The sequence below is a fragment of the Yersinia massiliensis CCUG 53443 genome (assembly GCF_000312485.1).
Taxonomy (GTDB): Bacteria; Pseudomonadota; Gammaproteobacteria; order Enterobacterales; family Enterobacteriaceae; genus Yersinia; species Yersinia massiliensis.
The window spans coordinates 46583-72185 of sequence record NZ_HE997653.1; the positions used below are offsets into that span (position 1 = coordinate 46583).

A 25603-nucleotide genomic window follows, 5' to 3' on the forward strand; every position below is an offset into this window, starting at 1 on the left:
TGAAACTTATTGGCCGTTGAAGTATTCCGGTCTGGCGGCTAACTCACGGGCTATCAGCTCATCAGCCAAGAGTGGGGCAGCGTTCATGATCCTGCGCCGCATATTACGCTGTCGGGCTTGTGCCTTACGCTCTGGCGTCCACCGTTTTATTGGGCGAATATCAAGAAAATCAATACACACCGCATATCCGCTACTGGGAACAAACAAGTCCATGATACTGGCGGGCGTTGGATCACCCGCAGGCACCACCTCAGACATCAATATCTTCCCTCTGGGGCTGGGAAGATGGGGCAAACACCATCGTAGGGAATAGCGCCATTCGCCCAATTTACCGACCATGCGGCCTCCCTAATTTATTGGGTCGTATCAACGAATCCAGCCACAGCTCAACCGTGCTCCTTCCCGCCAGTTCGGCGCGGATATCGGCCAAAAGCCAGCCTAAATCCGTCGAACCATACCATGTTGCCCTGTCCATATTCACAAACCGCAGCCCCCGTGCCAGCACCATGTCAAACAAGTCATCATCATTGATGCCTCGTTTTGCTTGCCGCTCGTACCACGCCGATAACTCGCTGAGCGTGATAAATGCTAAGTCAATTTCAGCTTGCGCGACTTGTGTTTGGTAACGCCGACGTTTTTTCTGGCGCTCGCGAGTGATGTTATTGGCCTTGCGTGCCGCTTTGACGTCCCACTGGCGATATTGACGTTCACGCAAGCGATAACGCACTTCAGGGAAAAACAGATATCCATCACTGGTTAAAAGGGGCAGTGAACACATTTCTCCTCGACTCCCAATAAGGGTATCCAGTGCCCTGATAAATTGCGCCTTTGGCGGCCCTCCCCGATTTTTGGGGTCATAATTACTGGCGGCCCTGCGCACATCCGAGGCCAATATTTTCCCTTTAGTCCCACAGAGATAACGAAAGAGTTCGCGTGCGTAGGGATATTGGCCTAATCGCCTGCCCCGCTGTCTCTTTTCTTCTACCGCCATGATGGCTTGTATGGCGGCACGTTGGTATGAGTTGACGGGAACCAGTGACATATTGGTTGGGATCATACGACATGCCCTCCCAGCCGTAACGCCACCGCCAATTCATTTGGCTGCGTATATCCGGCATGAATGTATTCAGCCAGCGTATCCAGTGCCGTTCTGATAGCATCAGGTTCAAAACAATCACTGCTGTAGAACCATGCCACTGACTCACCGCCGTTAAACCACAGCCGCCCATACCAGTAAGGAGATCCATGGCTTGGACTGACTAACTCAATCGGGGTTGTCGGGGCCATCTTGCTATTCAGGCGTAAATGAACCGGATATTCCCCGCCCCATTCCTGCCTAAACTCGCAATCCACACCCCAGTATTCCGGCAATGATAAACAGGCGATGATGGCACTGGACAACGTTTGACGAAAACCCTCGCCCCGTTCGCGGTACTGCTCAAAATCGGTCGAGGTAAAGGCTTGCAGCTTCAATAATGTGAATTTTTCTTCTTGGGTCATGATGTTATGCCGCCCTTTCGGGCGACATCTCCGATTAGGCAGCGGCTGAATCATCAGTGGAAGAGAGCGAAACGGTTTCATCCAGCGGGAGCAAACATTCCGGCACCCAGCGAGTTTGTGCTATTTCAACCGCCGTTAAATGGGCTGCATCACCCTTTTTCATTTTGAGCACAGAGGCGGCTTGCGGCGCTTTCCCAATGGCGGTTAATGCTTGGCTCATTTGCTCTTTGCTGATACGCCCAAAATAGTTTTCTTGGGTCGGTTGCCACCAGTCACGCAGTTCGAAAGCTAACGCGTTTTCGACCGATACCAGCTCATTGCCGATTTTGCCGCCCGAATTCGCATGACACCCTACCGCATCCAGTGACTGACCGACACAATAGGCCAGCAGTGCGATCACTTCGGCTTGATCCCATGTCAGCAACCACGAAAAATCCAGTTGCCAGTCTTCGGGTAAACGGGCCTCCCATTGGTTATGCAGATTCTCCAGTACGCGATGGGCTTCCCCTTCTTCCGATGCGGGAGCATTGCTCAATAACGTGTGCCGTTTAATTTCCAGACGGGTTTTTAGAACGGAACTGGAATACTCCGCAAAGAACACTTTGAGGGCCATTGAGTGAGTATGTAGTGCTAATGCCACCGCTGGATTTTGTACCAGTGCCGCCATGACCGCTAATGTCCGTTCGGAGGACAAGCTGGAGATCAATGCTGACGACAACCCTTTTTCTTTTTGGGTCGCTGGGATAGGCGTAATATTGTCTTGCTGTTGCTCACTTGATACTGCTGTTTCGCGTAGAATAACCCCACGCTGGAAGGTCAAATCGCCACTATCAAACGATACCACTACCCCGCTTTGTGTTTTCTGCTCTGCCGTCCATCCACGAATTGAAGCAGCAGATTCAACGTCTTCAATCTGTTGCTGAATGTCATTTTCATCATCGTAGGTTTCAGTGGCTTCCAGCGCCGCCGTCAAGGTGTCAATGTGGGATTGCTCCGATTCGGTATAGACTGGCGTGGGGTCTGACACTAACTTATATTGACGCGCATCCTCGCCCCAATGACCGATAGGGTCCATTTGGTGAGCGCACCATGACCAGCCTTCACATTCCTGAATAGCCACCGCGATAGCGTCCAACTTTTCAAGTGTCAGACGATCAAGTAAGGCGCGGTCAATCCAGCCCTCGTCTTCATCACTGAATAAGTCGGTACGGACAACAGCCCCCGCAGCCGCCAGTTCGTCACTCCCGACAAAAGCAAACTTCTTGTTATTTTTGATGCTGACTTCCTGCTCGGTGATCAAGTTTCGCAGTTGGTAATTCTGTGGTGATCTACCGAATACTTGTTGTGCCTGTTCCCATACACCCACCTGTCGTTCCTGACTGTCTTCCAGTGCCAGAATTTGACACTTTTCGAGGGTGATTTCGTCTTTTGCCAGTGCCTCTAACAAAGCAGGGGCCAGATGGGCGAGTTTCAGACCACGTTGTACATGACGTGAGCTATAGCCCAGCAAGTCACCAATTTGAGCCGGTGTTTTCCCCTCGTCTGCCAGTGTCCTAAAGCCGACAATCTGCTCGGCGGGGTGCATCTCTTTACGTTCACCGTTTTCTGTCATGGAGGCGGCAACCGCCAGTTCTTGCGGTACACGTTTAACGGCAACCGGTGTATCAGGCTGATATTCCCCACGTTCAACCAACATATTGAGCGCAGCCAAACGACGGCCCCCTGCGGCAACGCCAATCAGACCGCTATCAAGATCGTGAGCCACCAAGTTTTGCAACAACCCCATAGACACAATGGTGTTAGCAAGGCTGGTGATGCTCTCAACAGAATAGGGAATAAGGCGCACATTCAGTGGCGATTTGACCAGACGGGACAACGGAACATACTCTATGGCCGTCTGTTCCAGCACCTGAGCCAATGCCTGTGCGTCATGTGCGGCCGCTGGCACTTTACGGGTGGATTTCTTGACTGATTTTGCTTTAGACTCTGTAACTGACATGGTTAATACCTCTGCGGTTTTGATTTGTGTCTGCCGGACGTTCTCGCGTCCGGCACCTATTACTGCTTTTTGAAACTGCTGAAAAAACCCGATAGCCAATAATGGATAACATCCTTAAAACCAAACGGCTCTCCATAATGGATGTGTGCTTCTTCTGCCATCGCGACCTCTCCAATCGCATCCTCTAACGCCTGACGTAATACGCCCCGTGTTTTAGCGTGATTGTTTTGCCCTTCCCCATATCTTTTGGGATGTTTTGGCGTGGCGGTTTTGACGTTGACGTTCTGTGTGTTCATGCTGCTTCTCCCCTCTCAGTGCTTAATCCTATCTCTCGGTCAGTTCAGTCGCGGCAAAGGGCGAGGTAGCAACGACGGCAGGGGAAATACAAGGGCGACGCTTGCGGCGTGCCATTTACCCTTGTATTTATCCTGGTGTGGGTGCTACAAGCAGCCCTCCGCGAAAGAGCTTACCGGGGGATAGCGGACTGAGTGCCAGACGAGCATGAACACACCCGACACAGCGGAACGGTGTGGCGTCATTAGCGCCGGTGGCTTTTTACCGGCAGTAAAAGCGGCGATGGCCATGGGCCATCTGCAAGCCGGTGTTGCCCTTGCGTCATGGGATGGAAACCCGCAGGGCAGAGACAGCATCGCTGGCTCTGTGCGCAGCATGACAAGCCCGCCCGGACGGCCAAATATCCTTTTTTCCTCCACAGAGTTACCCACCGATTCTGTGGATAAGACCAAAGGAAACTATTTCCAACCGCAAAACAGGACACTAGAAAAAAGACGACACTGCCTACTTGCAACCCCAGAATATTCCGACCAGTATAACTGTATATAATTACAGTTAAATTAGGTTGGCTATGAAAGTAGAAATCATTGCAGCGCAAACAGGATCTCACCTTCAGATCCCACTTTTTGGCGAAATGTGCCTGGCTGGGTATCCCTCCCCAGCCTCCGACTACATAGAAAAAACATTAGATTTAAATGACTTATGCATTCGTCATCCCAGCGCCACCTACTTTGTACGGGCTGAAGGTGAATCCATGACGGAAGCGGGCATTCTTTCTGGGGATCTGCTGGTTGTAGATAAAGCGGTGAAACCGGCACATGGCGATATTGTGATCGCCGCCATCGATGGCGAATTCACGGTTAAGAGGCTGAGTCTTCATCCCCGGCTCAGCCTTCAACCCATGAATCCCGCTTACAGCCCAATCTATGTTGACCCCGATGATCTGGACATTTTTGGCGTTGTTATGCACGCCATTCATACCTTTAAGTGAGGTGCGTATGTTCCTGCTCTGCGACATTAATTCTATGTACCCCAGTGTGGAACAACTCTTCAGGCCTGACCTTAAGGGGAAACCGGTTATCTGTCTGAGTAATAATGACGGGAATTGCGTCTTGGCCAATAAAGAAGCCAAGCAACTGGGGATTAAACGAGGAGCGCCCTACTTTCAGATAAAAGCGCTGATAGAACGTCACCAGGTCACTTGTTTTAGCTCAAATTATTCGCTGTACGGAGATCTCAGTGCCAGAACCATGGTTATTTTGGAATCGATGGCCGCATCGATGATGGTTTATAGCATCGATGAAGCATTTTTGAGGATTGATGGTATCGAACATTGTGAACCGCTGGCCAGTTACGGGAAGCGCGTGCGAGATACCGTATTTCAACAAACCGGCTTATTGTCCGGGATCGGCATTGGCCAGACTCTGACTCTGGCCAAACTCGCCAACCACGGTGCGAAAAAATGGCCTGCTACCGGCGGTGTTGTTGACTTGTCAGACAGAGAGAGGCAACGCAAGCTGATGGCGCTTTTACTGGTCGAGGACGTCTGGGGCATTGGTCGCCAGCTGAGTATCAAACTCAAGACGATGGGCATAGAAACGGCGTTGCAGCTGGCTGACGCCAACCTTCAGCTGATAAAAAAAACATTGGGTGTTGTCGTTGAGCGAACCGTGAGGGAGCTTAATGGCACACCCTGTATTTCCATCGATGCACTCCCCGCTAAACAGCAAATCATATGCAGCCGGAGTTTTGGGGAACGTATCACAACCTTACAGGATATGCGCCAGGCGGTGTGCCAGTACGCGGAGCGAGCGGCGGAAAAACTGCGGCAGGAACGGCAATATTGCCGTTATATCAGTGTTTTTATTCGTACCAGTCCGTATTCGAATGAACCGTTTTACAGCAACAATGCCAATCATCGATTAATGCTGGCCACCCAGGACACACGAGATATTGTGGCAGCCTCGATGAGCGCACTGGAGCAAATTTGGCGTGATGGGTATCGATACCAAAAAGCAGGGATAATCCTGAATGATTTTTGTAGCCGCCCTGGTCAGATAGATATGTTTGACGAAACACCGCCAAGAGCCAACAGTGAGCAGTTGATGAAAGTTATCGACCGCATAAACCGAGAAGGGATAGGAAAGGTGTGGTTTGCGGGGCAAGGAATAGATAAAGGTTGGAAGATGAAACGGGAAATGCTTTCTCCTGCATACACGACTAATTGGAATGAAATTCCGACGGCTAAGATTTAAGGCTCTGGTATTCGTTGTACATCCATAGAATAGGCGAATATAAATGACGCCCTCCCCTTCCCCCGACATAAAAAAATAAAATCATATATATCATAGTTATATTGTAAATTAAAATACAACTCGTTAAGAATTCATATTGGAACCAACAAAGGTACCATTAAAGAATTCCTATAGGAATTCACATCCAACACCGAAAAAGTACCATTATGGAATCCCTTCATGAATTCAATGATGAATTCTTTTATGAATTTAATTTGAATTCATCATTGAATTCATTCAGGTTACAAGAAAGAAAACCATAAAGAATCCATTACAGAATTCAATAAAGGATTCTTAATTGAATTCCGAAAAGAATTATGTCAGAATTCTCAAATGGAACTCTTTTGGAATTCAAAAAGGAATTCTAAATTAACGAGAGGACGTAAGTATGCCTGTTATTGTTTTCGTATCACCGAAGGGGGGGGCAGGGAAAACTACATCAGCTTTAGCATTAGCTATGCAGATCGCACGTCGCGTTCCCGTCACCGTTATTGATGCCGACCCGAACCACCCTATTAAAACCTGGTCAGAGGGAGGAGATACTCCACAAAACATGACCATTATCTCAGACGTTACGGATAAAACGATCGGTGAGACTATCGCTGAGGCCGCGACAAAAACACCTTTCGTAATCGTCGACCTAGAGGGAACAGCAGCGACCATAGTTGCATATGCGATTGCAGAATCAGACTTTGTAGTCGTACCTACACAAGGCTCGCAACTGGACGCCGAACAGGCTAGCAGAGCCTTTGGGTTAATCAGGGCTCATGAACGTGGTATTCAGAAGCATAAACCTGATTACAAACTACCTTACGCTGTTTTGTTCACACGTACGTCGGCCGCAATCCAGAGCCGGGATACAAGACATATCCGTAAAAGCTTTAAAGCCGGGGGAATTCCTTTCTTTGAGACAGAGTTAAATGAACGGGCCGCTTTCAAAGCGATGTTTTCATACCGCCAACCTCTTGAAACCCTTCCCCGTGACGAAGTTTCAAATGTAGATAAAGCAATTGAAAATGCAGAGGCCTTCACTCGAGAAGTGATAGCAAGAATTACCTCAGATGCATCACAGCAACAAGACAAGGTTACATTATGAGTCGTGTAGATCCATTGGATAGCTTGAAGAATTTCGAGCCTAAATCAGCAGCCGAGCAGAAACCAAGGCAAAGCAACGCAGAAATTGAGGAGCTAGCCAACGAACACGGTTTTGTCAGCCGCCAGTCAACACCACCAACGCCCCCAGTCGAACGCTCAAAGCGGAGATTTAAAACCGGACGCAATATACAAATCAACATTAAGGGTGAGCAAGAGACCAAAGACGAGTTGTACCGCATCGCTGATATTATTGATGAGCCATTAGGCGAAACTCTCAAGCGAGCATTAGCGGCTTTGAAACGAGAACTTGAAAGAGGGAAGAGTACATAAATTAGCTCATACATAATATGCCGGGTGTTACACCGACTTATTGCCAACAACCGGCACAATCATCCCATCCCAAGCCCGTTTGGTCATTGGTAAGTAGGCAGTCAATGACCAGACAGTTACGGACATCCGCTATCATATTAATTTCACTGAACAAATACTCTACCTGCTCTTTCATCTGCTCATCGTTTTCGGCGGTCAATGGCATCCGATATTCATTCCCCCCTAGCGATTGGCCGTCAAATTCAGCCTCAATGAACCAGTCTATCAACTCTCGAGTCTTTTTCTTCCCTCGGGTAAATTTGCTGCCATTCTCTATCGACACAAACAGCGTCATGGAAAGTGGGGCAGGAGCGTCCGTTATCTGGAGGAGGGGACTAACTTTGTTCTGTCTTTCAGCATATTTGATGGCACTGCTGATAGTGCTCCGACTACAACCAATGGTTTTTTGAACCTGGCTCCAGGAACTACCACTCAACAACAATCGATTGATGGCATCATAACGAGCCTTGTTAATCTGGCGTCCCCGATATTTCCCTGCCGCTTTTGCTTTTATGATCCCCTGTTGCTGGCGTTCCCGACGTTGCTCATAATCACGACGAGCAATTGCGGCCAGCATATCGAGCAACATATCATTGATGGCCGCAAACATTCGGTTATCAAATTCATTAGACTTCGGGGAAAGATGCTGCCAGGTCGTAGGGACATTTACAGCCACAACCCAGACGCCCCGCTGACGAATAATCGCCTTCAATTTTTCCCATTCATCCCCTTTGAGACGAGACAGACGATCAACATCCTCAATCAGTAATACATCACCAGCGCGGCTGTCATTGAGCAAACGAAAAAGCTCAGGGCGGTCAAGGTGTGCCCCTGATTCATTCTCAGCATAATAGTTGCAGATGACAACATTATGCTCATGAGCAAAACGGTCAAGCATGTCGCGAGCACGTTGCGCATCCTGTTCACTGGTCGAGGCCCGCAGGTAAGCACGAACAAACATTGTCATGGTACTGTTTGAGTCCTTTTGTGATACCAGTCTGATTAGGGTTGGTATTATAGGTTAATACAGTACCGGATTACACTAGTTCGGTATAGGGATACTTAAATAGGACCTCTATCACGGGAGTGAAAGCGGCTGAACGTAAAGAAGCGTTCTATTAATGAATTTTTCGAAATATTAAAGTTACAGACAGGAATATCCTTCTCATATGAGCAATGACCGGCGGCGACGCCTGGCAGGCTTATCTAAAATGACGGTAATCCATGTTTGCAAATACTTAAGACTTAGCCAGTGGCCGAAACGACCACCAAGCGGACTAAATTAGAGAGCGAAATTTACTCAGTTCTTTTACTGTTTGTGGTAAACCCTGACGAAGTAGGGTATCAAGATACTCATCAACCGATTTCGGTGGTTTTGTCATAATGCGGCGCTGCTTGTTTACGGCTGACAGTACAAGCGCCTGATTCAAATCGAACAAATCAGTAATAAAATCATCTGGATGTATCGCTTCAATAAAAAAATTATCCAAATATGTCTGCGGAAAATCTTTCAAATTGAACGTAACGATGATTTCAGCATTGCTGAAAATGGCTGTGGCCACAACATGTCTGTCGTCAACATCAGGAAGTTCGATGCTGCCAACAAGCGGTTCGAAGCCTATAACCATTGCATCAGGTAAGGCCTGATTCATTAGCTCCCCGGTTCGTTTGATTTGGTCAGGTTTTAAGTCTGGTCTGTTCTTAATCAAATTTCGCTGCCATTCGTCCTCAATAATGGTCGACCATTTAGGCTGATACAGTCCGGTTAGCCCCAGGTGCATCAATAAATCCCGTAGTAAGGATGGGTAGAGAACGCAAGCATCTAAGACTACGGGATAAGGTGAGTGAGTCATCAGTAAAATCCAAGCTCCTGGCTATGGTCTGCCAATTCCAGCATTGCTCTGCTGCTTTCATTATCTCGCTGATCTTTATATCTCATCAAATCGGCGAAAAGTACGCGGCGATGGCGACCTGTTTTGTGGAAAGGTAGCTTCCCGTTCTCCAAGAGTTTCACCATATGAGGGCGCGAAACATTCAGAATATTGGCAGCTTCCTGCGTTGTTAATTCAGCATGTACAGGAACAACCTGAACCGCGTTTCCAACAGCCAACTCTCCCAGAATAGACATAAGCAAAGTCAATGACGATGTTGGAAGCTCAATCTGGTGAGTGTTGTTATCTGCATCCTGAATCGAAATTTTTTGTGTTTCCATTTTAGTGGAGAGGTAGGCAGCAAGCTCCCTTTGTCCACGTACAGCTGCCTCAATCTCCCCTTGAGCTGGAAGGCTCAGGCTATCAAGAATTGAGTTTGTCATTTTAGTATCCAATTTAAAGGTTTCAGTTTTGAGTTTCAGTTTCAATCTTAAGAAGCTGTCATGCACAGATTAGTCGAAATAAACGAAAAACGCAATAAACGAAATGACACTTAGGTGTGATAGGCTAGGCGTAAGAATTCGGGTTCTGTCGCATTAAGACATCATCAGGTAACATGCTGTTTTTTTAAAGATGTTGCCTACCCATGCCTCTGATCCGAAACGCCTTCAAACGCTTGCATTACCCCGTTGATATCATCGTACAATGTGTTCGCTGGTATCTGGCTTATGCCCTGAGCCTGCGAAATATCGAAGAAATGATGGCTGAACGCGGTATTGCTGTTGACCATTCCACGCTTCATCGTTGGGTTATTCGCCTGGTGCCCTTGTTAGACAAGGCCTTCCGCCGGCATAAACGCTCTGTGGGCAGTCGATGGCGCATGGATGAAACCTATATCAAAATCAAAGGGCAGTGGAGATATCTCTATCGCGCGGTGGATACTGCAGGCCAGACCATCGATTTCCTGTTGACGGCCAAACGGGATGCGGCAGCGGCGTTGCGCTTCTTCCGCAAGGCCATCCGGTACCACAATGAACCTGAAGTGGTCACTATCGATAAAAGTGGAGCCAATACAGCAGCGCTGGCGACGCTTAATGCCGATAAAGCCGAAGATGAAACTATCACTATCAGGCAGAGCAAATATTTGAATAATCTGATTGAGCAGGACCATCGAAATATAAAGCGGCGAACCCGACTGATGACGGGATTTAAATCATTTCGCCGGGCGCAGACGATACTGGCAGGCATTGAATTAATTCATATGATACGCAAAGGGCAATATCGACACCTGCAAAGTGAGGGACTGTCAGCCGCGGAACAATTCTATTTGCTAGCAGCCTAAATAACCGACAACGCAACTTTTGCTAACTGAGCTACGCTAACGCGACAGAACCTTCAAATCGTTTCGACGGGCACAGACGATACTGACGGGCATTGAGTTAGTGCACATGATACGTAAAGGACAGTGCCATTATCCTCAAAGTGAGGGACTGTCACCTGCACAACAATTCTATCTGCTGGCTGCCTAAATAACCGGCAACGCAACTTTTACTGACTGACCTACGCTAATGCGACAGAACCAAGATGTCTCCCTTAAGTTGTTATGCATCATGTTGACTTATAAGAACGATGGGAGGTTATGAGTGTTCATCGTAATGCTATTTTTTACAACAAACCTAAGCCTAGGGATTTAAGGCTGTTTTCTCATTCCTACCTTTCTTTTCTTTCCGGATCCTTTTCGGTTTTTGCGTTAAGGCCCCGACTAGAGAGTGATAAAAATATGCGCTATAGTTGTGCGCATAACCTTTGGCTGGAGTTCGTGATGAGAACGAATACTGCAAGTAAAAAACGTAATACAAACGTGTACTTAAACGCTGATTTAATTGAGCAGGCCAAAGAGCTTGACCTGAATCTGTCGGCAACGCTGAATCAAGCACTTGAGTTGGCCGTTAAGGAACGTCAGCGGGAACGCTGGCTGACAGATAATCGTGCTGGTCTTGAAGCATTAAATAGCTTTGTGGAAGAAAATGGCCTTTTCTCAGACGATAATGAATTTGGGGTATTGTAATGGCGCAATTTTCCGTCTATAAAAATACGGCCAGAAATAAGCATGTATACCCCTATTTCATTGACATTCAATCCGATTTTCTAAGCCATCTCAGTACTAGGCTCGTCATTCCTTTGGCCCGTAAACAACCAACAAATTCACAAGTGAAGCTGTTGTCACCTGTCTTAACAATAGATGGCGTAGACTATGTGATCATGACCAGTTTACTGACGACCACGGATGTTAAAAACCTCAGTTCAGATAACTTGGTTATGGATGCAGACCATTTACGTGATGAATTGGTGGCGGCGATTGATTTCTTGATCTTGGGGATTTAAGGCCGTCTCCTCATTAATGCCTGCCTGTCTTTCCCTTTGGGATCTTTTTCGGTTTTAGCGGTAAAGCCCCGAATTCAACTGACCTTGTCCCCTTTTTCTGTGGATAAGGCTATACCTTGTGTATTTTACGTCACCTTCATACACTATGTTGTGCCGAAAGGCACCGGGTCACGGTATGACGGGCGTCTGTCGTGGCCCTTTCTTATTTTCTTTATTCGGTATTTAATCCATTATAAGAAAATAACCGAATGATCCCGGGTCCGATCGGGGAATTATTACGCTCGGCTGAGCGTGACTTTTACGGCACAATAAGGATGAGCCTAGGTAATAGTGAGGGCGATTTGTCACATGAAGGGTCATCAACCCAACGATCGCGGAGATTGAAATCTTGAACCTTATCCCCCTTAATACTGAAAACTTTTCGCGTAGCGCGATCGGCAGCTATTTTGATTGGCAAGGGGCGACCGAACTGCGCAACATGGCGCTCCGGGCCAATCTTGGCACGCCGGCATATCTGTTAGCCCCGGAAGTGTCAGTGCTGCTCGGATATTTTGCCGACTTGCATCAACGGTTGTTGATGGAAACGCTGTGGAACACCGGGGCGCGTATTAATGAAGCGCTGGCCATGACGCCGGCTGACATTGAACTCGATGGCGGGCGTCCTTTTATTGTGCTACGGACACTCAAACAGCGCCGACGCAAACCAGGTCGCCCGACGAAAGTGGAGCAAACTCAGGGATTTGACCGGGCGATCCCTTTATCGGACCAAAGCTATACATTGCGCTTACGGGAATATCTGGCCACCTTCAAGCCCAAAAGGCACGAGCCGTTGTGGCCGATCACCGATGACACCGCTCGCAACTGGTTAACGCGTGCGGTCGACAATGCCAAACGTGACGGGCTTGTGTTTCGGGTTGATCCAGTGACCACCAAAACGTTTCGACACAGCTATGCGATGCACCTGATCCAGCACAGTGTGCCCTTGAAAGTGGTCCAGGCATTTATGGGCCATAAAGAACTAAAGAGTACAGAAGTGTATACCAAAGTCTTCACCCTTGAGGTAGGACAACAGTTTGGGGTGAAATTTAGTATGCCCGCAGAAGATGCACGACGGTTGATCATGACGATTCCAACGAGCAGTGACCGTGAGTTTAGGCCTATCCCCACCGATGTTCGCAAGGATAATGGCAAGTAAAAACTGTTACTTATTAATTAATAGGGTTCTGTCGCATTAGTGATATGAAGTTGGCAAAAGTTGCGTTGTCGGTTATTTAGGCTGCTAGCAAATAGAACTGTTCCGCGGCTGACAATCTCTCACTTTGCAGGTGTCGATATTGCCCTTTTCGTATCATGTGGAGCAGTTCGATGCCGGCTAGGATTGTCTGGGCCCGTCGAAACGATTTGAATCCTAACATCGGGCGTATGCGGCGTTTAATATTCCGGTGATCTTGTTCAACCAAATTATTCAGATACTTGTTCTGCCTGACAGTCATGGTTTCTTCTTCTGGTTTGTCGGCGTTGAGTGTCGTCAGCGCTGCCGTGTTGGCACCACTTTTATCGATAGTGACCATTTCAGGTTCGCCGTGATGACGAATGGCCTTGCGAAAGAAGCGCAATGCAGCTGCAGTGTCCCGTTTGGCGGTCAGTAGGAAATCGATTGTCTGGCCTACAGTATCCACCGCGCGATAGAGATATTTCCACTGCCCTTTGATTTTGATATAGGTTTCATCCATGCGCCATCGACTGCCCACAGAGCGTTTATGTCGGCGGAAGGCCTTGTCCAACACGGGCACCAGGCGAATAACCCAACGATGAAGCGTGGAATGGTCAACAGCAATACCGCGTTCAGCCATCATCTCTTCGATATTTCGCAGGCTCAGGGCATAAGCCAGATACCAGCGAACACATTGTACGATGATATCAACGGGGTAATGCAAGCGTTTGAAGGCGTTTCGGATCAGAGGCATGGGTAGGCAACATCTTTAAAAAAAACAGCATGTTACCTGATGATGTCTTAATGCGACAGACCCCTTCAAACCCCTAATAACCCCTAAAAAGGAGCCCTTGTGGATCATTTTTAACAATCACCTTACCAAAAGCCCTTAACGTGAATTTTCGTTCCACTGAGCATCAGCCCCCTAATACGTCGGGGTATCAGTACATTGTGATGATGTACTGATACCTTTTATAAGGTTTTGTCACCAACCAGTTTGGCAAGCTCATTTTGAGCGGCTTCAGAAAAAAAGTGGCTGCGATCACGATAAATTGAATGATTACTTTGAACTGCATAATCTACGCGAGTGATTAAAAAATCAGGAATGGCAATACTGACTCGTTGTTGTTTACCTTTGAATGATGATAAGTCAATGTCTATAATGAACCATGTATTATAAGTCGCATACTCAGGATATGAAGCATAAGCGAGAAAACCAGCATCCTTAATATTTTCAATGGAAAAATCATGAGTATTCAAATTAGACTCAATAGTCAATAGAATGAACTCTCTGATAATGGTTAATATATTCTCTTTATCTTCAGTTACTCTAATTGAGTGACCAGCATATAAAGCTGGAATAATAATTTTATACATATCATCTGTATTTTTGTGCATTTCTAAACCAACAGAAAACAACATACACACATCCAAATAGCCACATAAAATTAGGGAGTAAAGAAAATCCACATGATACGAAAAGGGCGATATCAACATTCTCAAAGTGAGGGATTGTCACCGGCGGAACAATCCTATTTGCTGGCTGCCTAAATAATCGATAACGCAATCTTTGCAAACCTCATACTACTTATGCAACAGAGCCCCTACCCTGGTACTTTACTAGACCGAAAATGCAAAAATAATCGTCGCCGAGCCATCAATATTTACGTCTTCAGTAACAGAACCATTCATTGTTGAGGTTCCCGCTAATCTTGGTATAACTGTCATATTTATCCCAAACGATTTGCCAGACGTAGCGATAGCAGCATTATTTGAAAAGATATAAGGATCATATGACGGAGCCATATAGAAACTGTCCCCAGCTAGTTTTCCTGGCGCGTACATAAAAGTCTTTTTACCATCAACTGTAGGGGTATCTACTAAAACGGTATAATAACCAATCTTACCCGTTCCATTAATGAACCCTAACCCATAATTTATTGTGGATGATGTATCACTCCTTGAAGCCGTACGGTTATCAATAGCTCTATAGCTTAAATATGTTGGTGAGTCACAGTTCACTATCCAAGTCTTGCTCATTGTAGGCAATGAGGTGATAGTTGTTCCCGGTTTCACTTGCACCGCTGATATTCTACCTAAATCATAAACCCCATTATCAGGTGCGGTAATGTTACAAATTGGAACACCTAACTTCCCTTTAACTTTTAATTCAGCAGTAGGTGGTGCGGCGTGTGCTGCTGCCATGCCCAAAACCAAAGAAGATAAAACGCTCAGGCCAATCAGTTGCTTTTTCATGTGTAAGATATCCAAAATTAAAATGTAGGGTTAATTGATGAATGGTCTGTCAGCATGTGATGTCATCTCTATTTTGAGTTTCATTAAAACATGATGTAAATCAATTTATTTTGTTGGGGTGATTAAACAATAATCAGGCATGGACGTATATCAGAACAGAAGTGGACTTGATGTCAGAATATTCCTACTGAATTTCTATCTTATTAAATTCATTATTATCAATACGTTAATCTTTAAATTAATGCTCAAAAACAATCATTTTTGAAGGATCCAAGTGATGAAAATAAGCGGGAGATGGGTACCTGTTTGTCCTTCTGTCATCGCGAGTCAGCTACCCTTGATATTAGCGAGGAATTCACGCCGATGAGCATTGGTGTATTCTCCTTTATTTGTGAAAACAAACTGGCGTTATCAATAAAACAAAAAATAAGGGCCGAAATAATATTCCGGCCCTTTTTCACTATTAATTTGTCTTCGCGGTAATTAAATCCCGAAAGCGAAGTTCATGGTCATAGAACCGTCAAGCTCGGCATCGTCAGTGATGGGGCCATTCATGGTGGTGGTGCCAGCCAACATTGGGCTCACTGTGATATCCGCCACAAACACTTTACCGGTGCTCTGGGTGTTAGCCGCTGATGACCAACCGGTGCGTAAGCCTGTGGTCAAGCTAGCGGTTGTTGCTGCTGCAAACGTTGATGTTGCAGAAGAGAACAAGTTAGACGATTTGCCGTCTACAGTGCCGTTCTTAATCAGTGCAGTGTAGTAACCGATTTTGCCGGTCGTGTTCACGTTACCCAGGCCGAAGTTAGTGGTGGCAGCAACACTGGCAGATGCCGCACGGTTATCAACAGGCATGAAGTTCAGATAAGTATCAGCATCACAGGTCACCGTCCAGGTTTTCGTCATTGGGGTCAGCGCAGTCGTGGCCGTCCCTGATTTGACTAAAGATGAAGACAATTTACCGAAATCATAAACACCTTCATCTGGAGAAGCGACGGTGCAGCTTGGAACAGTCAGTGTACCGATAACTTTCAATTCAGCTGTCGGTGGTGCGGCGTGTGCTGCAGTCATGCCCAAAACCAAAGAAGATAAAACGCTCAGACCAATCAGTTGCTTTTTCATGTGTAAAATATCCAAAATTAAAATGTAGGGTTAATTGATGAATGGTCTGTCAGCATGTGATGTCGTCTCTATTTTGAGTTTCACCAAAACATGATATAGATCAATGTATTTCGTTGGAGTGATTAAACAATAAACAGATGTGGGCGTATATCGGAATGGAAGCGGACTTAATGTGAGAATATTCCTACTGAGTTTTTATTTCATAAAAAATAGAATTATCAATAAACTATAATTTCATCAAATGCTCGCGGGTATCATTTTGGGCTCTGTTGCAAAAATCTTGAGGTGATAAACTGAAAGCCCCCATTTGCTGACGGAGCTGCACATGAACGTATTCAAAGGCCGGCATTTTCAGAGAAACATCATCCTGTGGGCGGTTCGCTGGTACTGCAAATACAGCATTAGCTACCGTGAACTGCAGGAGATGCGGCACTGTTGCAAAGTTCGCGATGAGCTAACCTTTTGTCTGATTGAAAGGCCTTACATTTCAAAAGCTCGGCACTGTTGCAAATAGCCGGTGATGGTAGATGGTTGTATAGACTTTTTGTATGCTTATCATACGTCAGTGTGGTTAATGCAGTAGTGTAATAACATTTACTCATTTGTGAAATAAACCGCTGTTAGTGTAACTCAAGGAGGAGTAGTGAAAGGGTATGTCATTCCTACAGTTTTAGTCGTTGTAAGTTTAGTGAGTTTTTCGTTTGTAGCCGTGAGTGTGTTCGACCTATTGGGAGAAGGGTTGTATATCGGTGGGATATGTATTGATAATATTAGTATTTACCACAATCACTGCTAGCTAGCAAAGGAGTAAGTGAGCAATCTGAAAACCGAGACATCTGTTTATCCGGTTCTGTCGCATTAAGACATCATCAGGTAACATGCTGTTTTTTTAAAGATGTTGCCTACCCATGCCTCTGATCCGAAACGCCTTCAAACGCTTGCATTACCCCGTTGATATCATCGTACAATGTGTTCGCTGGTATCTGGCTTATGCCCTGAGCCTGCGCAATTTGGAAGAAATGATGGCTGAACGCGGTATTGCTGTTGACCATTCCACGCTTCATCGTTGGGTTATTCGTCTGGTGCCTTTGCTGGATAAGGTATTTCGCCGGAATAAACGTTCTGTGGGGCGTCGATGGCGAATGGATGAAGCCTATATCAAAATCAAAGGGCAGTGGAGATATCTCTATCGCGCGGTGGATACTGCAGGCCAGACCATCGATTTCCTGTTGACGGCCAAACGGGATGCGGCAGCGGCGTTGCGCTTCTTTCGCAAGGCCATTCGTCATCACGGCGAACCTGAAGTGGTCACTATCGATAAAAGTGGTGCCAACACGGCAGCGCTGACGATACTCAACGCCGACAAATCAAAAGAAGAAACCATGACTGTCAGGCAGAACAAGTATCTGAATAATTTGGTTGAACAAGATCACCGGAATATTAAACGCCGCATACGCCCGATGTTAGGATTCAAATCGTTTCGGCGGGCACAGACAATCCTGGCCGGCATCGAACTGCTCCACATGATACGAAAAGGGCAATATCGACACCTGCAAAGTGAGGGATTGTCAGCCGCGGAACAATTCTATTTGCGAGCAGCCTAAATAACCGACAACGCAACTTTTGCCGACTTCGCTACGCTAATGCGACAGAACCACTATTATAGCTAACGTTTCTTATTTTTGCTTTATTTACAAATAATGCATTTGCAGAAGATTGGTATATAGGGGGGGCTTTGCATGAAGCAAATGCACTTGAATGGCAAGAAGCAACGCAGGAAAATAAACTTGCAACCTGTGCTGACTTTATCGTTGGGGTGTACAGCAAAAAACTATTAGCGCCTGAGCTTAATAAAAAAATAAAATCAGTTGATGACTTCAAGCCTTACGCGAGTGAATTAGCATGGCAGCTTAATGACGCTTTTACGCCAGAGTCGAACCCAGTCGAAAATAAAAAAACATTTGCTAATCAGAGTGTCAAATCAACGGCCATGATGTTAATGATTATGATGCAATGGGTGCAAGACTAATACGATAGAGCCAAAGCGAGCATTATAGGGGTCTGAAGTCCAATGGCACGAAACGTACGTTAGTGAAGTAACTGACTGATATATAAAAACATAATGGACATGGAAAAACGACCCCAAAATGGTATCTTTTTAATCGAAAAATGGCATTTAACGGACAGCGTTGTCTACTAATCGATTTTTCAGACGTTCGTTTTTCGCTTACCGTGCGTTTTCGTACGGTTGGCCATCAAACCCCTAATGCGACACAACCCACGGACCCCTATCTCACTTCAGTATCAAAAGACTTTGTAGTGTCTGATTAATTTCTTTGACGCCTAACTTACTGCATATGTTGCGCCGATGCGCGCTGGCTGTTTTATACTTCATCCCCAGCACTTTTGAGATATCTCCATTTGTTAATCCTAACAAGAGGTATTCCAACACTTCATTCTCTCTGCACGTTAATTGTCTTCTTATTTGTTGTATCAAACCTGACTTATCAAATATCTTTGGCACTTTACGTGAAGTTAATAAATTAATAATTAAATTCTCAATTCGTTCAATAGATGCGGTTTTGCATAAAATCCCATCAGATATTTCAGACAAGCAAATAAAATCATCAGTTTGTTCATTTTTACGACAAAAAACCATAATGTAAGCCAGTGGGCTCGACTCTCTTATCTGACTAATGGTTTTTAAGACAAAAATAGGAGGAATGTTGTCAACATCTAGAATAATAACATCTCGATTATTTAACTGATTATAGATATCTTGATTTTCGACAGAGTAATATGAATCAGTCTTAATATTTTGTCCCAGACCTACAATACGGTTTATTCCCTGAGCAATAATGTTTAACGACAAGTTTGTTAATCCACACTCACTAATCACAATCACTTTCATGATGTTATATGTGTCCTTTCCGGCAATTTAAATTTATTTACAATGCGATTTATTAATTATTCCGGACGTCAATAACGGTGCCTAGGCACCGTTATTGACGAGTACTGATGATGATTAGAAGTTGTATTTAATCCCTAACATGGCACTGGTGTCACTGTAACCTTTGTTTCCAATTTGCTGACCAATATTACCCCATAGATTGACCTGCTTATTGATTTGCCCTTCAACACCGACTTTCAGTTCACCAATATTGGCCGCACCATCTTGCTTAATGCTTACGCCGTTCATCGTCGTACCAAAATCTTTAGTGTTATGAACCCAGTTGACTTCAACAAAAGGTTGGAATACCCGGTCTTTTCCTTTGTCCTGCTCACTGTAACCGTTCATAAAAGCTTTCACACCTAAGCGGGTTTGAATATTGCCATCCCCTTCACCAGAGACTTGAGTACCATTCACTTCTTTATGGTCATCCGCTTTGACGCCCATCCAGGTCACCTGGGCTTTCGGTTGGATAAAGTAAGTGGCATTTTTAGCTGCATTCTCACCGACTTTAAAGGTATAACCGCTCTCTAGAGAAGCTGTCCACCCTTTAGATTTATACTCTTCAGTATTCAACCCCTGTCCATCAACGGTGTTATTGAACCAGCTGTACTGTGCCCAGCTATCTACATACAAACCCGATTTATCGGCTTCGTTAGCATACCAAGTACCATAGACACCCGTGCTGTAGCCATCAACAGAGGCCCGAGCACTATAACCTGATAAACTCGCTCCCGTTCTGCTCTTGCTATTCGCATAACCGCCCATCACACCAAGATGGAAACGGTCCTGCCCGTCATGACTCCATTGAGCAATATCGCCGCCCAGTTGCACAACATACCGGTTAGCCTGCGTACTTAACTGGTCCAGCGTATCACGAGAACGATTATGCCCACCGGCGTTACGCAGCCAAAGGCTGGTGACTTTATGTTCCCCGGTTAACGCATCGATATACTGTGTCTCACCCAAACGGTCATGCAGACTCATGGCGAACATATTGTTTGCGGCAGCTAGGTTCGCCGCGTAGCCACTGGCTTCTGGACGTTCGACCATTAATGATGGGTCAGGGTCAGTAGGGTCAGTAGGGTCAGTAGGGTCAGTAGGGTCGACTGGAGCCACTGCACTGCTCAAATACCAATTGGTCGCATTCGTTCCCACGCCACGGGCCAGAGAGTAATCATACGCCCCCGCAACAATACGGCCATTTTGCACGAACTGACCATCTGACTGACCGTTCACCTGAATCAGTTCAATACCATTCAGTGTCTGGGCTCCGCTACCTCCGGCGTTGTTCACGCTCACGTAGGTGTTTCCAGCTGTATTGCCATTAATCACCAGTTTATCGGTCGCAGAACTATCATCGCCCAACACGGTATCGAACAGCAACGTCCCACCATTCCCCTCATAATTACCGTTGATGGTCGTCATATCCCCCGCACGGTCATTGACCATGGTCAGGACGCCAGCATTACTGAAAGTACCGACATTGTTGAAGGTCGTAACCTGTAGGGGGTCAGCAACAGAACCGTTTGCTGCAACGATAGAACCGTTATTGAATACCGCATTGGATGCTATAAGTGCACCTAAATCATTGGTTCCCCCTGCAGTGTCCCAAACCCCATCCACGTTATTGCGGAAAATGTTGCCTTCATCACTCAACTGAACCGAGCCTTGTACCAAATTAGAGTTATTGATAGTGCCCTGCGCTCCCGTTGTCTGGATGGCAACATCAGAAGATAATAGCGACAGATTACGTATAGTACCGATGTTCGTGATATTCATTGATGTTGATGAGTCAACGAGGATAGCTGCTTGAGCCCCCTGAACTGTACTGCCGTTAAGCACAGCGAGCGACACTTGCTCATTCGAGGCATTCATGGCCTCAACGCCATACGCAGTTGTACCGGTTACTGTACCCGAGGTAGTGATGGACAGCGCCCCAGAGCCAGAGTTTTCAGCATGAATACCGCTAGTATAGCCCGTAACATCGGCTGCATGTATCGACTGGTCCGTGCCGGCATTATAAGCATAAATGCCGTCCGCTAGAGCCCCTATCACAGAGCCTGTTGTGGTGATTGACATTGCCCCAGAAGAACTTTCAGCATAAATACCAGCACCACCACCCAAGACATTAACAGCATCTAACGTCAAGCCTGTGCCTAGAGTACCTACATAAAGTCCTATAGAGTCTTTTCCTGTCACAGTGCCTGTGGTGCTAATAGACGTTGCACCTGTACCAAAGTTAAGGGCATTGATGCCGGAAGACTGTCCAGAAGCATTAACAGCATTTATCGTCATGTCCGTGCCAGTGGCGTTGACAGCGGTAATACCGTCGTTAACTGCACCAACCACGGAACCTGTGGCGGTAATAGATACTGAACCAGTTCCATAGTTTTCAGCATAAATACCGTAAGTATTACCCGAGACATCGGCTGCATCTATTGTCAGATCTGTGCCGAGAGTACTTCCCAAAATACCAAGCCCTTGACTCCCTGTCACAGTACCTGTGGTGGTGATGGACAGTATCGCCCCTGAGGCAATGTTAACGGCATAAATACCATCGACATTTCCTGTAATCGTCGCGCCATTATTATCGGTGAAGACAAGTTCATTATCAGCGGCTAAGGAAAATGCGTTGCCGCTTTTAGTCGAGATGCCAAACCCAGGTAACGTCATAACTGATAATGAGTTTCCATTCAAAGTCTGCTCAATATCATTTGCAGTGTCTTCTACGCCAGAACAAGTATAAGTACCCAGTACCCCTGAGCAAGAGCCCGCATAAGCATTTCCCATCATTCCACAGAGAATGAGGGTCCCCAGAAGATGTCGGCGTGTCATAAAACCGGAATGGTGGGAACGATTTTTTGAGGTTGTCATATTGATTAGCATCTCTTAAGAGTTAAAGTATAACTAGCTGCATTTAATAGGGAATACTGCGTAATTTTTCGGTCTTATCGGTATATTTTATTAGGAAATAAAATGTTTTTAATGAATTACACAGTAAATACAAACGATTCAACGAAAATAAACCCACCAAGATATTAATTAATACACAGTGGTAGTTAAGTTGCATCATCAAGCCTGACCGTGCTGAGCGAACATAAACCAGCTCCAATTGAGCTGCAATCATGTTAATAAAATTAGATTGTTCTAAATGATTAATCAAATACACTACATTCTATTGTAGGTATTTTTTATTTTTATTTTTATTTTTATTTTTATTTTTATTTTTATTTTTATTTTTATAACATCATGCTACATCTTTTTAAGGAAATTAATGATAGCAACAATCTTAAAAAGATATCTATCGGAATAGACGTGCACGCGATGTAGGAAAATTCCTTTATTGGCTAGGCGTAAGGATTCATACGTAAATGTGTAAGATCACGCTCTAGCCTTGGCTGTGTCGCATTAAGGCTTAGTTGGGTAACATACTTTTTTTACGATACAACCTGACTATGCCTCTGATCATAAAAACTTTCAAACGCCTGCACTATCCCGGTGATGCCATCGCACAATGTGTTCGCTGGTATCTCGCTTATGCCCTGAGTCTTCGCAATCTGGAAGAAATGATGGCGGTGCGCGGTATTGTCGTTGACCATTCCACGTTACACCGCTGGGTCATTCGCCTGGTCCCACACCTTGATAAGGCCTTTCGCCGGTATAAACGCAATGTAGGTCGACGGTGGCGCATGGATGAAACCTACATCAAAATCAAAGGTCAGTGGAAATATTTGTACCGGGCTGTCGACAGTAAGGGCCAGACCATAGACTTCCTACTGACCGCCAAACGGGATGCCGTCGCCGCCTTGCGCTTCTTTCACAAGGCAATCCGGCACCACAATGAACCTGAAGTTGTGACCATTGATAAAAGTGGAGCCAATACAGCAGCACTGGCGACGCTTAATGCCGATAAAGCCGAAGATGAAACCATCACCATCAGGCAAAGCAAATATTTTAATAATCTGATTAAGCAGGACCATCGAAATATAAAACGGCGAACCCGATTGATGACGGGATTTAAATCATTTCGCCGAGCGCAGACGATACTGGCAGGCATTGAATTAATTCACATGATACGCAAAGGGCAGCTTGAGCATCCGCAAGGGAATGGGTTGTCATCGGCAGAACAGTTTTATCTTCTGCTTGCCTAAATAATTGACAAAGCAACTTTTGCTAACTGATCTACGCTAATGCGACAGAGTCCGCCAAATTGTAGGAAATATCCTACGGTAAAGTATACTAATTCTTATTGCGCATCCACTGCATTCCCAATACAGTGCGGTCCAAATATATCAGACACTTATTCGGACGTAATAAATGCATAATTTCTATTGGATGAAATCATTCAAAACACCCTCGGGACGTAAGTTTGCGGCCGCATGCGCACAGCAGCGAACGTTCAGGGTTATCGCTTGGGTGAATATTCTGTTTCAATTACTGTTTCCTTTAAGTTTATCCTTTACTCCTGCCATTGCAGCCACTCCAATATCAAAGGCAACCTTAGTCAATATCCCTACCGAATCTTATATTCTTGCAGCTGGCGAAAATGTAAACATTGTAGCTAAAAGAAACGGTATGACTGTCGATGAACTTAAAAGAATCAATATATACCGAACTTTCTCCAAACCCTTTAATAAATTAGCATCTGGGGATGAAATAGAGATACCCCGCAAAACATCTCCGTTCTCCATTGATAATCAAAAAAATAAAAACACTGATATTCCTCTGGAGAATAACCTGGCAGGTTATGCTCAAACCGGCGCCACGGTATTATCTACCGGTAATGCCGCCAAATCCGCCGAACAGCTGGCCCGTTCGGCGGCGAACAATGAATTTAACAGTTCGGCCCAACAATGGCTGAGCCAGTTCGGTACCGCTCGCGTACAAATGAATCTGAATGACGACTTTAAGCTCGATGGTAGTGCCGTCGATGTATTGCTCCCACTCTATGATAATCAAAAATCGATATTATTCACGCAATTGGGTGCCCGTAATCAAGACAGCCGCAATACCGTCAATATCGGGGCTGGTGTGCGTACATTCCAAAATAACTGGATGTACGGTGCCAACACCTTCTTTGATAACGATATGACGGGCAAAAACCGCAGGGTCGGTATAGGAGCTGAAGCCTGGACCGATTATCTCAAACTGTCTGCCAACAGTTATTTCGGCACCACCGACTGGCACCAGTCGCGCGATTTTGCCGACTACAATGAACGTCCGGCTAACGGCTACGATGTTCGAGCCGAAGCTTATCTGCCTACTTATCCGCAACTGGGCGGTAAGTTGATGTATGAAAAATACCGCGGAGATGAAGTGGCTTTGTTCGGTAAAGATAATCGCCAAAAGAACCCATATGCGGTAACGGCCGGGGTGAATTATACGCCCATCCCGTTATTAACCGTAGCAACAGAACATCGGGCCGGTAAAGGCGGCAAGAATGACAGTAGTATCAACTTCCAGTTGAACTACCGATTGGGTGAGTCTTGGCAGTCTCATATCAGTCCCTCCGCAGTGGCCTCGAGCAGGACACTGGCCAGCAGTCGCTACGACTTAGTTGAACGTAATAACAATATTGTGCTCGACTATCAGAAGCAGGCGCTGATGCAGTTGACTCTTCCCGATGCAGTGACAGGAGAAGCGTTGTCCAGGGCAATAGTCAAAGCGCAGGTAGTGTCGAAATACGGGCTGGAAAGAGTTGACTGGGACAGCGCGGGGCTAATCGCAGCAGGTGGAAGCGTGACGCAAGTATCGCCTCAGACGATATCCATCACATTGCCGCCTCATCAATCAACACGAAGCAGCAATATTCATACCCTGAGTGCAGTGGCTCATGACCAGCAAGGCAATGCATCCCCTCGGGCAACGATGCAGATTGTGGTTATACCGAGCACCGCTCAAATCACGGCAGCCAACCTGACGGTCGTGAGAGATAACGCTATCGCTAATGGCACCGCGACCAATGAGGTTAAAGCCATGGTGACCGATGCGGGTAATAATCCGCTCTCAGGTCACGCGGTAAGTTTCGAGGCTGACAATGGGGCGAAAGTGACCACCGTGATTGGTACCACCGGGGCTGATGGGGTAGCCACGGCGACAGTGACTAACATGACTGCGGGTACTACCACAGTGAAGGCCACGGTGAACGGGGTTAGCCAGAGCGTGCCGACCATGTTTGAACCGGACGACAGCACCGCTCAAATCACGGCAGCCAACCTGACGGTCGTGAGAGATAACGCTATCGCTAATGGC

The 25603-nt window shown here is 46.1% G+C and carries 25 protein-coding genes and 4 pseudogenes; 15 read left to right on the forward strand and 14 right to left on the reverse strand.

Annotation, left to right across the window (positions count from 1 at the left end; translation table 11 throughout):
* Window positions 1–6 precede the first annotated feature (6 nt).
* Genes BN68_RS22435 through BN68_RS22455 form a run of 5 tightly spaced genes read right to left on the reverse strand, consistent with a single transcriptional unit; the run spans window position 7 to window position 3795 of the window.
* Window positions 7–339 (reverse strand): hypothetical protein, encoded by a 333-nt coding sequence (locus tag BN68_RS22435; protein WP_042807109.1) that lies wholly within the window; start codon window positions 337–339, stop codon window positions 7–9.
* The gene (locus BN68_RS22440) at window positions 329–1057 is read right to left on the reverse strand and encodes a plasmid SOS inhibition protein A (RefSeq protein ID WP_019213408.1); all 729 of its coding nucleotides are present in this window, start codon (window positions 1055–1057) and stop codon (window positions 329–331) included. The genes BN68_RS22435 and BN68_RS22440 overlap by 11 nt, the downstream gene beginning before the upstream one ends.
* Window positions 1054–1500 carry a conjugation system SOS inhibitor PsiB family protein gene (locus BN68_RS23050; RefSeq protein ID WP_019213409.1) on the reverse strand — a complete coding sequence of 149 codons (447 nt, stop codon included), beginning with the start codon at window positions 1498–1500 and terminating at the stop codon, window positions 1054–1056. The genes BN68_RS22440 and BN68_RS23050 overlap by 4 nt, the downstream gene beginning before the upstream one ends.
* A 34-nt stretch (window positions 1501–1534) precedes the next feature.
* A complete protein-coding gene (locus tag BN68_RS22450) occupies window positions 1535–3499 on the reverse strand; it encodes a ParB/RepB/Spo0J family partition protein (protein WP_019213410.1) in 1965 nt (654 codons plus the stop codon).
* A gap of 59 nt (window positions 3500–3558) precedes the next feature.
* Complete coding sequence (locus BN68_RS22455; protein ID WP_019213411.1) at window positions 3559–3795, reverse strand: hypothetical protein; 237 nt, start codon at window positions 3793–3795, stop codon at window positions 3559–3561.
* A gap of 569 nt (window positions 3796–4364) precedes the next feature.
* Between BN68_RS22455 and umuD the strand changes: the two genes are divergently transcribed.
* From umuD to BN68_RS22480, 4 genes are all read left to right on the forward strand, one after another.
* Window positions 4365–4784 (forward strand): translesion error-prone DNA polymerase V autoproteolytic subunit, encoded by a 420-nt coding sequence (gene umuD, locus BN68_RS22465; RefSeq protein WP_019213413.1) that lies wholly within the window; start codon window positions 4365–4367, stop codon window positions 4782–4784.
* Window positions 4785–4791: 7 nt separating this feature from the next.
* On the forward strand, window positions 4792–6048 hold the full coding sequence (umuC, locus tag BN68_RS22470; RefSeq protein ID WP_019213414.1) for a translesion error-prone DNA polymerase V subunit UmuC: 1257 nt from the start codon (window positions 4792–4794) through the stop codon (window positions 6046–6048).
* A 427-nt stretch (window positions 6049–6475) separates the two neighbouring features.
* Window positions 6476–7183: a ParA family protein gene (locus BN68_RS22475; RefSeq protein WP_019213415.1), complete on the forward strand. Its 708-nt coding sequence runs from the start codon at window positions 6476–6478 to the stop codon at window positions 7181–7183.
* On the forward strand, window positions 7180–7512 hold the full coding sequence (locus tag BN68_RS22480; RefSeq protein WP_019213416.1) for a hypothetical protein: 333 nt from the start codon (window positions 7180–7182) through the stop codon (window positions 7510–7512). The genes BN68_RS22475 and BN68_RS22480 overlap by 4 nt, the downstream gene beginning before the upstream one ends.
* A 382-nt stretch (window positions 7513–7894) precedes the next feature.
* Here BN68_RS22480 and BN68_RS24515 read toward each other — a convergent pair.
* The 3 genes and pseudogenes from BN68_RS24515 to BN68_RS22495 form a co-directional block, all read right to left on the reverse strand.
* A pseudogene (locus BN68_RS24515) lies at window positions 7895–8518 on the reverse strand (recombinase family protein); the annotation flags it as partial.
* A gap of 310 nt (window positions 8519–8828) precedes the next feature.
* Entirely contained in the window at window positions 8829–9404 is a 576-nt protein-coding gene (locus tag BN68_RS22490; protein WP_042807110.1) for a PIN domain-containing protein, read from the reverse strand.
* A complete protein-coding gene (locus BN68_RS22495; RefSeq protein WP_019213419.1) occupies window positions 9404–9865 on the reverse strand; it encodes a helix-turn-helix domain-containing protein in 462 nt (153 codons plus the stop codon). The genes BN68_RS22490 and BN68_RS22495 overlap by 1 nt, the downstream gene beginning before the upstream one ends.
* Before the next feature lie 203 nt (window positions 9866–10068).
* On the opposite strand from BN68_RS22495, the gene BN68_RS22500 reads away from it, so the two are divergent.
* The 5 genes and pseudogenes from BN68_RS22500 to BN68_RS22515 all read left to right on the forward strand — a co-directional run bounded on the left by BN68_RS22500 (window position 10069) and on the right by BN68_RS22515 (window position 13002).
* Window positions 10069–10764 carry an IS6 family transposase gene (locus BN68_RS22500; protein ID WP_019213420.1) on the forward strand — a complete coding sequence of 232 codons (696 nt, stop codon included), beginning with the start codon at window positions 10069–10071 and terminating at the stop codon, window positions 10762–10764.
* 52 nt (window positions 10765–10816) lie between these two features.
* Window positions 10817–10951, forward strand: a pseudogene (locus BN68_RS24060) (IS6 family transposase); the annotation flags it as partial.
* A 293-nt stretch (window positions 10952–11244) separates the two neighbouring features.
* Entirely contained in the window at window positions 11245–11490 is a 246-nt protein-coding gene (locus BN68_RS22505) for a type II toxin-antitoxin system CcdA family antitoxin (RefSeq protein WP_019213421.1), read from the forward strand.
* Window positions 11490–11807 (forward strand): CcdB family protein, encoded by a 318-nt coding sequence (locus tag BN68_RS22510; protein WP_019213422.1) that lies wholly within the window; start codon window positions 11490–11492, stop codon window positions 11805–11807. Before BN68_RS22505 ends, BN68_RS22510 begins: the two co-directional genes overlap by 1 nt.
* A 385-nt stretch (window positions 11808–12192) precedes the next feature.
* Complete coding sequence (locus BN68_RS22515) at window positions 12193–13002, forward strand: tyrosine-type recombinase/integrase (protein WP_145496380.1); 810 nt, start codon at window positions 12193–12195, stop codon at window positions 13000–13002.
* Window positions 13003–13078: 76 nt separating this feature from the next.
* On the opposite strand, the gene BN68_RS22520 is transcribed toward BN68_RS22515, so the two are convergent.
* Window positions 13079–13774: an IS6 family transposase gene (locus BN68_RS22520; RefSeq protein ID WP_019213424.1), complete on the reverse strand. Its 696-nt coding sequence runs from the start codon at window positions 13772–13774 to the stop codon at window positions 13079–13081.
* 218 nt (window positions 13775–13992) lie between these two features.
* Window positions 13993–14442: a type II toxin-antitoxin system HicB family antitoxin gene (locus BN68_RS22525; protein ID WP_019213425.1), complete on the reverse strand. Its 450-nt coding sequence runs from the start codon at window positions 14440–14442 to the stop codon at window positions 13993–13995.
* Window positions 14443–14472: 30 nt separating this feature from the next.
* Here BN68_RS22525 and BN68_RS24065 point away from each other — a divergent pair.
* A pseudogene (locus BN68_RS24065) lies at window positions 14473–14571 on the forward strand (IS6 family transposase); the annotation flags it as partial.
* A gap of 69 nt (window positions 14572–14640) precedes the next feature.
* Here the strand turns inward: BN68_RS24065 and BN68_RS22530 are convergent.
* Window positions 14641–15276 (reverse strand): DUF1120 domain-containing protein, encoded by a 636-nt coding sequence (locus tag BN68_RS22530; RefSeq protein ID WP_019213426.1) that lies wholly within the window; start codon window positions 15274–15276, stop codon window positions 14641–14643.
* Between the two features lie 483 nt (window positions 15277–15759).
* A complete protein-coding gene (locus tag BN68_RS22535) occupies window positions 15760–16398 on the reverse strand; it encodes a DUF1120 domain-containing protein (protein ID WP_019213427.1) in 639 nt (212 codons plus the stop codon).
* A gap of 325 nt (window positions 16399–16723) precedes the next feature.
* On the opposite strand from BN68_RS22535, the pseudogene BN68_RS24070 reads away from it, so the two are divergent.
* The 3 genes and pseudogenes from BN68_RS24070 to BN68_RS22550 form a co-directional block, all read left to right on the forward strand.
* A pseudogene (locus BN68_RS24070) lies at window positions 16724–16825 on the forward strand (IS6 family transposase); the annotation flags it as partial.
* A gap of 481 nt (window positions 16826–17306) precedes the next feature.
* Window positions 17307–18002, forward strand: a complete 696-nt coding sequence (locus tag BN68_RS22545) for an IS6 family transposase (RefSeq protein WP_019213429.1) — start codon at window positions 17307–17309, stop codon at window positions 18000–18002.
* A 131-nt stretch (window positions 18003–18133) separates the two neighbouring features.
* Window positions 18134–18427, forward strand: a complete 294-nt coding sequence (locus BN68_RS22550; protein WP_019213430.1) for a hypothetical protein — start codon at window positions 18134–18136, stop codon at window positions 18425–18427.
* 264 nt (window positions 18428–18691) lie between these two features.
* Here BN68_RS22550 and BN68_RS22555 read toward each other — a convergent pair whose 3' ends face one another.
* Together BN68_RS22555 and BN68_RS22560 are read right to left on the reverse strand one after the other, a co-directional pair.
* Window positions 18692–19309 carry a LuxR C-terminal-related transcriptional regulator gene (locus BN68_RS22555; protein ID WP_019213431.1) on the reverse strand — a complete coding sequence of 206 codons (618 nt, stop codon included), beginning with the start codon at window positions 19307–19309 and terminating at the stop codon, window positions 18692–18694.
* 114 nt (window positions 19310–19423) lie between these two features.
* Window positions 19424–22225, reverse strand: a complete 2802-nt coding sequence (locus BN68_RS22560; RefSeq protein ID WP_231294054.1) for an autotransporter outer membrane beta-barrel domain-containing protein — start codon at window positions 22223–22225, stop codon at window positions 19424–19426.
* Window positions 22226–22806: 581 nt separating this feature from the next.
* On the opposite strand from BN68_RS22560, the gene BN68_RS22570 reads away from it, so the two are divergent.
* Window positions 22807–23502: an IS6 family transposase gene (locus tag BN68_RS22570; protein ID WP_019213434.1), complete on the forward strand. Its 696-nt coding sequence runs from the start codon at window positions 22807–22809 to the stop codon at window positions 23500–23502.
* Between the two features lie 184 nt (window positions 23503–23686).
* Window positions 23687–25603 (forward strand): YrIlm family inverse autotransporter adhesin (yrIlm, locus tag BN68_RS22575; RefSeq protein ID WP_155965411.1); only part of this gene is annotated, 1917 nt, incomplete at its 3' end.

Coding starts and splice junctions, on each gene's coding strand:
- BN68_RS22435 (WP_042807109.1), bottom strand. CDS start 339: ATGGTCGGTAAATTGGGCGAATGGCGCTATTCCCTACGATGGTGTTTG.
- BN68_RS22440 (WP_019213408.1), bottom strand. CDS start 1,057: ATGATCCCAACCAATATGTCACTGGTTCCCGTCAACTCATACCAACGT.
- BN68_RS23050 (WP_019213409.1), bottom strand. CDS start 1,500: ATGACCCAAGAAGAAAAATTCACATTATTGAAGCTGCAAGCCTTTACC.
- BN68_RS22450 (WP_019213410.1), bottom strand. CDS start 3,499: ATGTCAGTTACAGAGTCTAAAGCAAAATCAGTCAAGAAATCCACCCGT.
- BN68_RS22455 (WP_019213411.1), bottom strand. CDS start 3,795: ATGAACACACAGAACGTCAACGTCAAAACCGCCACGCCAAAACATCCC.
- umuD (WP_019213413.1), top strand. CDS start 4,365: ATGAAAGTAGAAATCATTGCAGCGCAAACAGGATCTCACCTTCAGATC.
- umuC (WP_019213414.1), top strand. CDS start 4,792: ATGTTCCTGCTCTGCGACATTAATTCTATGTACCCCAGTGTGGAACAA.
- BN68_RS22475 (WP_019213415.1), top strand. CDS start 6,476: ATGCCTGTTATTGTTTTCGTATCACCGAAGGGGGGGGCAGGGAAAACT.
- BN68_RS22480 (WP_019213416.1), top strand. CDS start 7,180: ATGAGTCGTGTAGATCCATTGGATAGCTTGAAGAATTTCGAGCCTAAA.
- BN68_RS22490 (WP_042807110.1), bottom strand. CDS start 9,404: ATGACTCACTCACCTTATCCCGTAGTCTTAGATGCTTGCGTTCTCTAC.
- BN68_RS22495 (WP_019213419.1), bottom strand. CDS start 9,865: ATGACAAACTCAATTCTTGATAGCCTGAGCCTTCCAGCTCAAGGGGAG.
- BN68_RS22500 (WP_019213420.1), top strand. CDS start 10,069: ATGCCTCTGATCCGAAACGCCTTCAAACGCTTGCATTACCCCGTTGAT.
- BN68_RS22505 (WP_019213421.1), top strand. CDS start 11,245: ATGAGAACGAATACTGCAAGTAAAAAACGTAATACAAACGTGTACTTA.
- BN68_RS22510 (WP_019213422.1), top strand. CDS start 11,490: ATGGCGCAATTTTCCGTCTATAAAAATACGGCCAGAAATAAGCATGTA.
- BN68_RS22520 (WP_019213424.1), bottom strand. CDS start 13,774: ATGCCTCTGATCCGAAACGCCTTCAAACGCTTGCATTACCCCGTTGAT.
- BN68_RS22525 (WP_019213425.1), bottom strand. CDS start 14,442: ATGTTGTTTTCTGTTGGTTTAGAAATGCACAAAAATACAGATGATATG.
- BN68_RS22530 (WP_019213426.1), bottom strand. CDS start 15,276: ATGAAAAAGCAACTGATTGGCCTGAGCGTTTTATCTTCTTTGGTTTTG.
- BN68_RS22535 (WP_019213427.1), bottom strand. CDS start 16,398: ATGAAAAAGCAACTGATTGGTCTGAGCGTTTTATCTTCTTTGGTTTTG.
- BN68_RS22545 (WP_019213429.1), top strand. CDS start 17,307: ATGCCTCTGATCCGAAACGCCTTCAAACGCTTGCATTACCCCGTTGAT.
- BN68_RS22555 (WP_019213431.1), bottom strand. CDS start 19,309: ATGAAAGTGATTGTGATTAGTGAGTGTGGATTAACAAACTTGTCGTTA.
- BN68_RS22560 (WP_231294054.1), bottom strand. CDS start 22,225: ATGACAACCTCAAAAAATCGTTCCCACCATTCCGGTTTTATGACACGC.
- BN68_RS22570 (WP_019213434.1), top strand. CDS start 22,807: ATGCCTCTGATCATAAAAACTTTCAAACGCCTGCACTATCCCGGTGAT.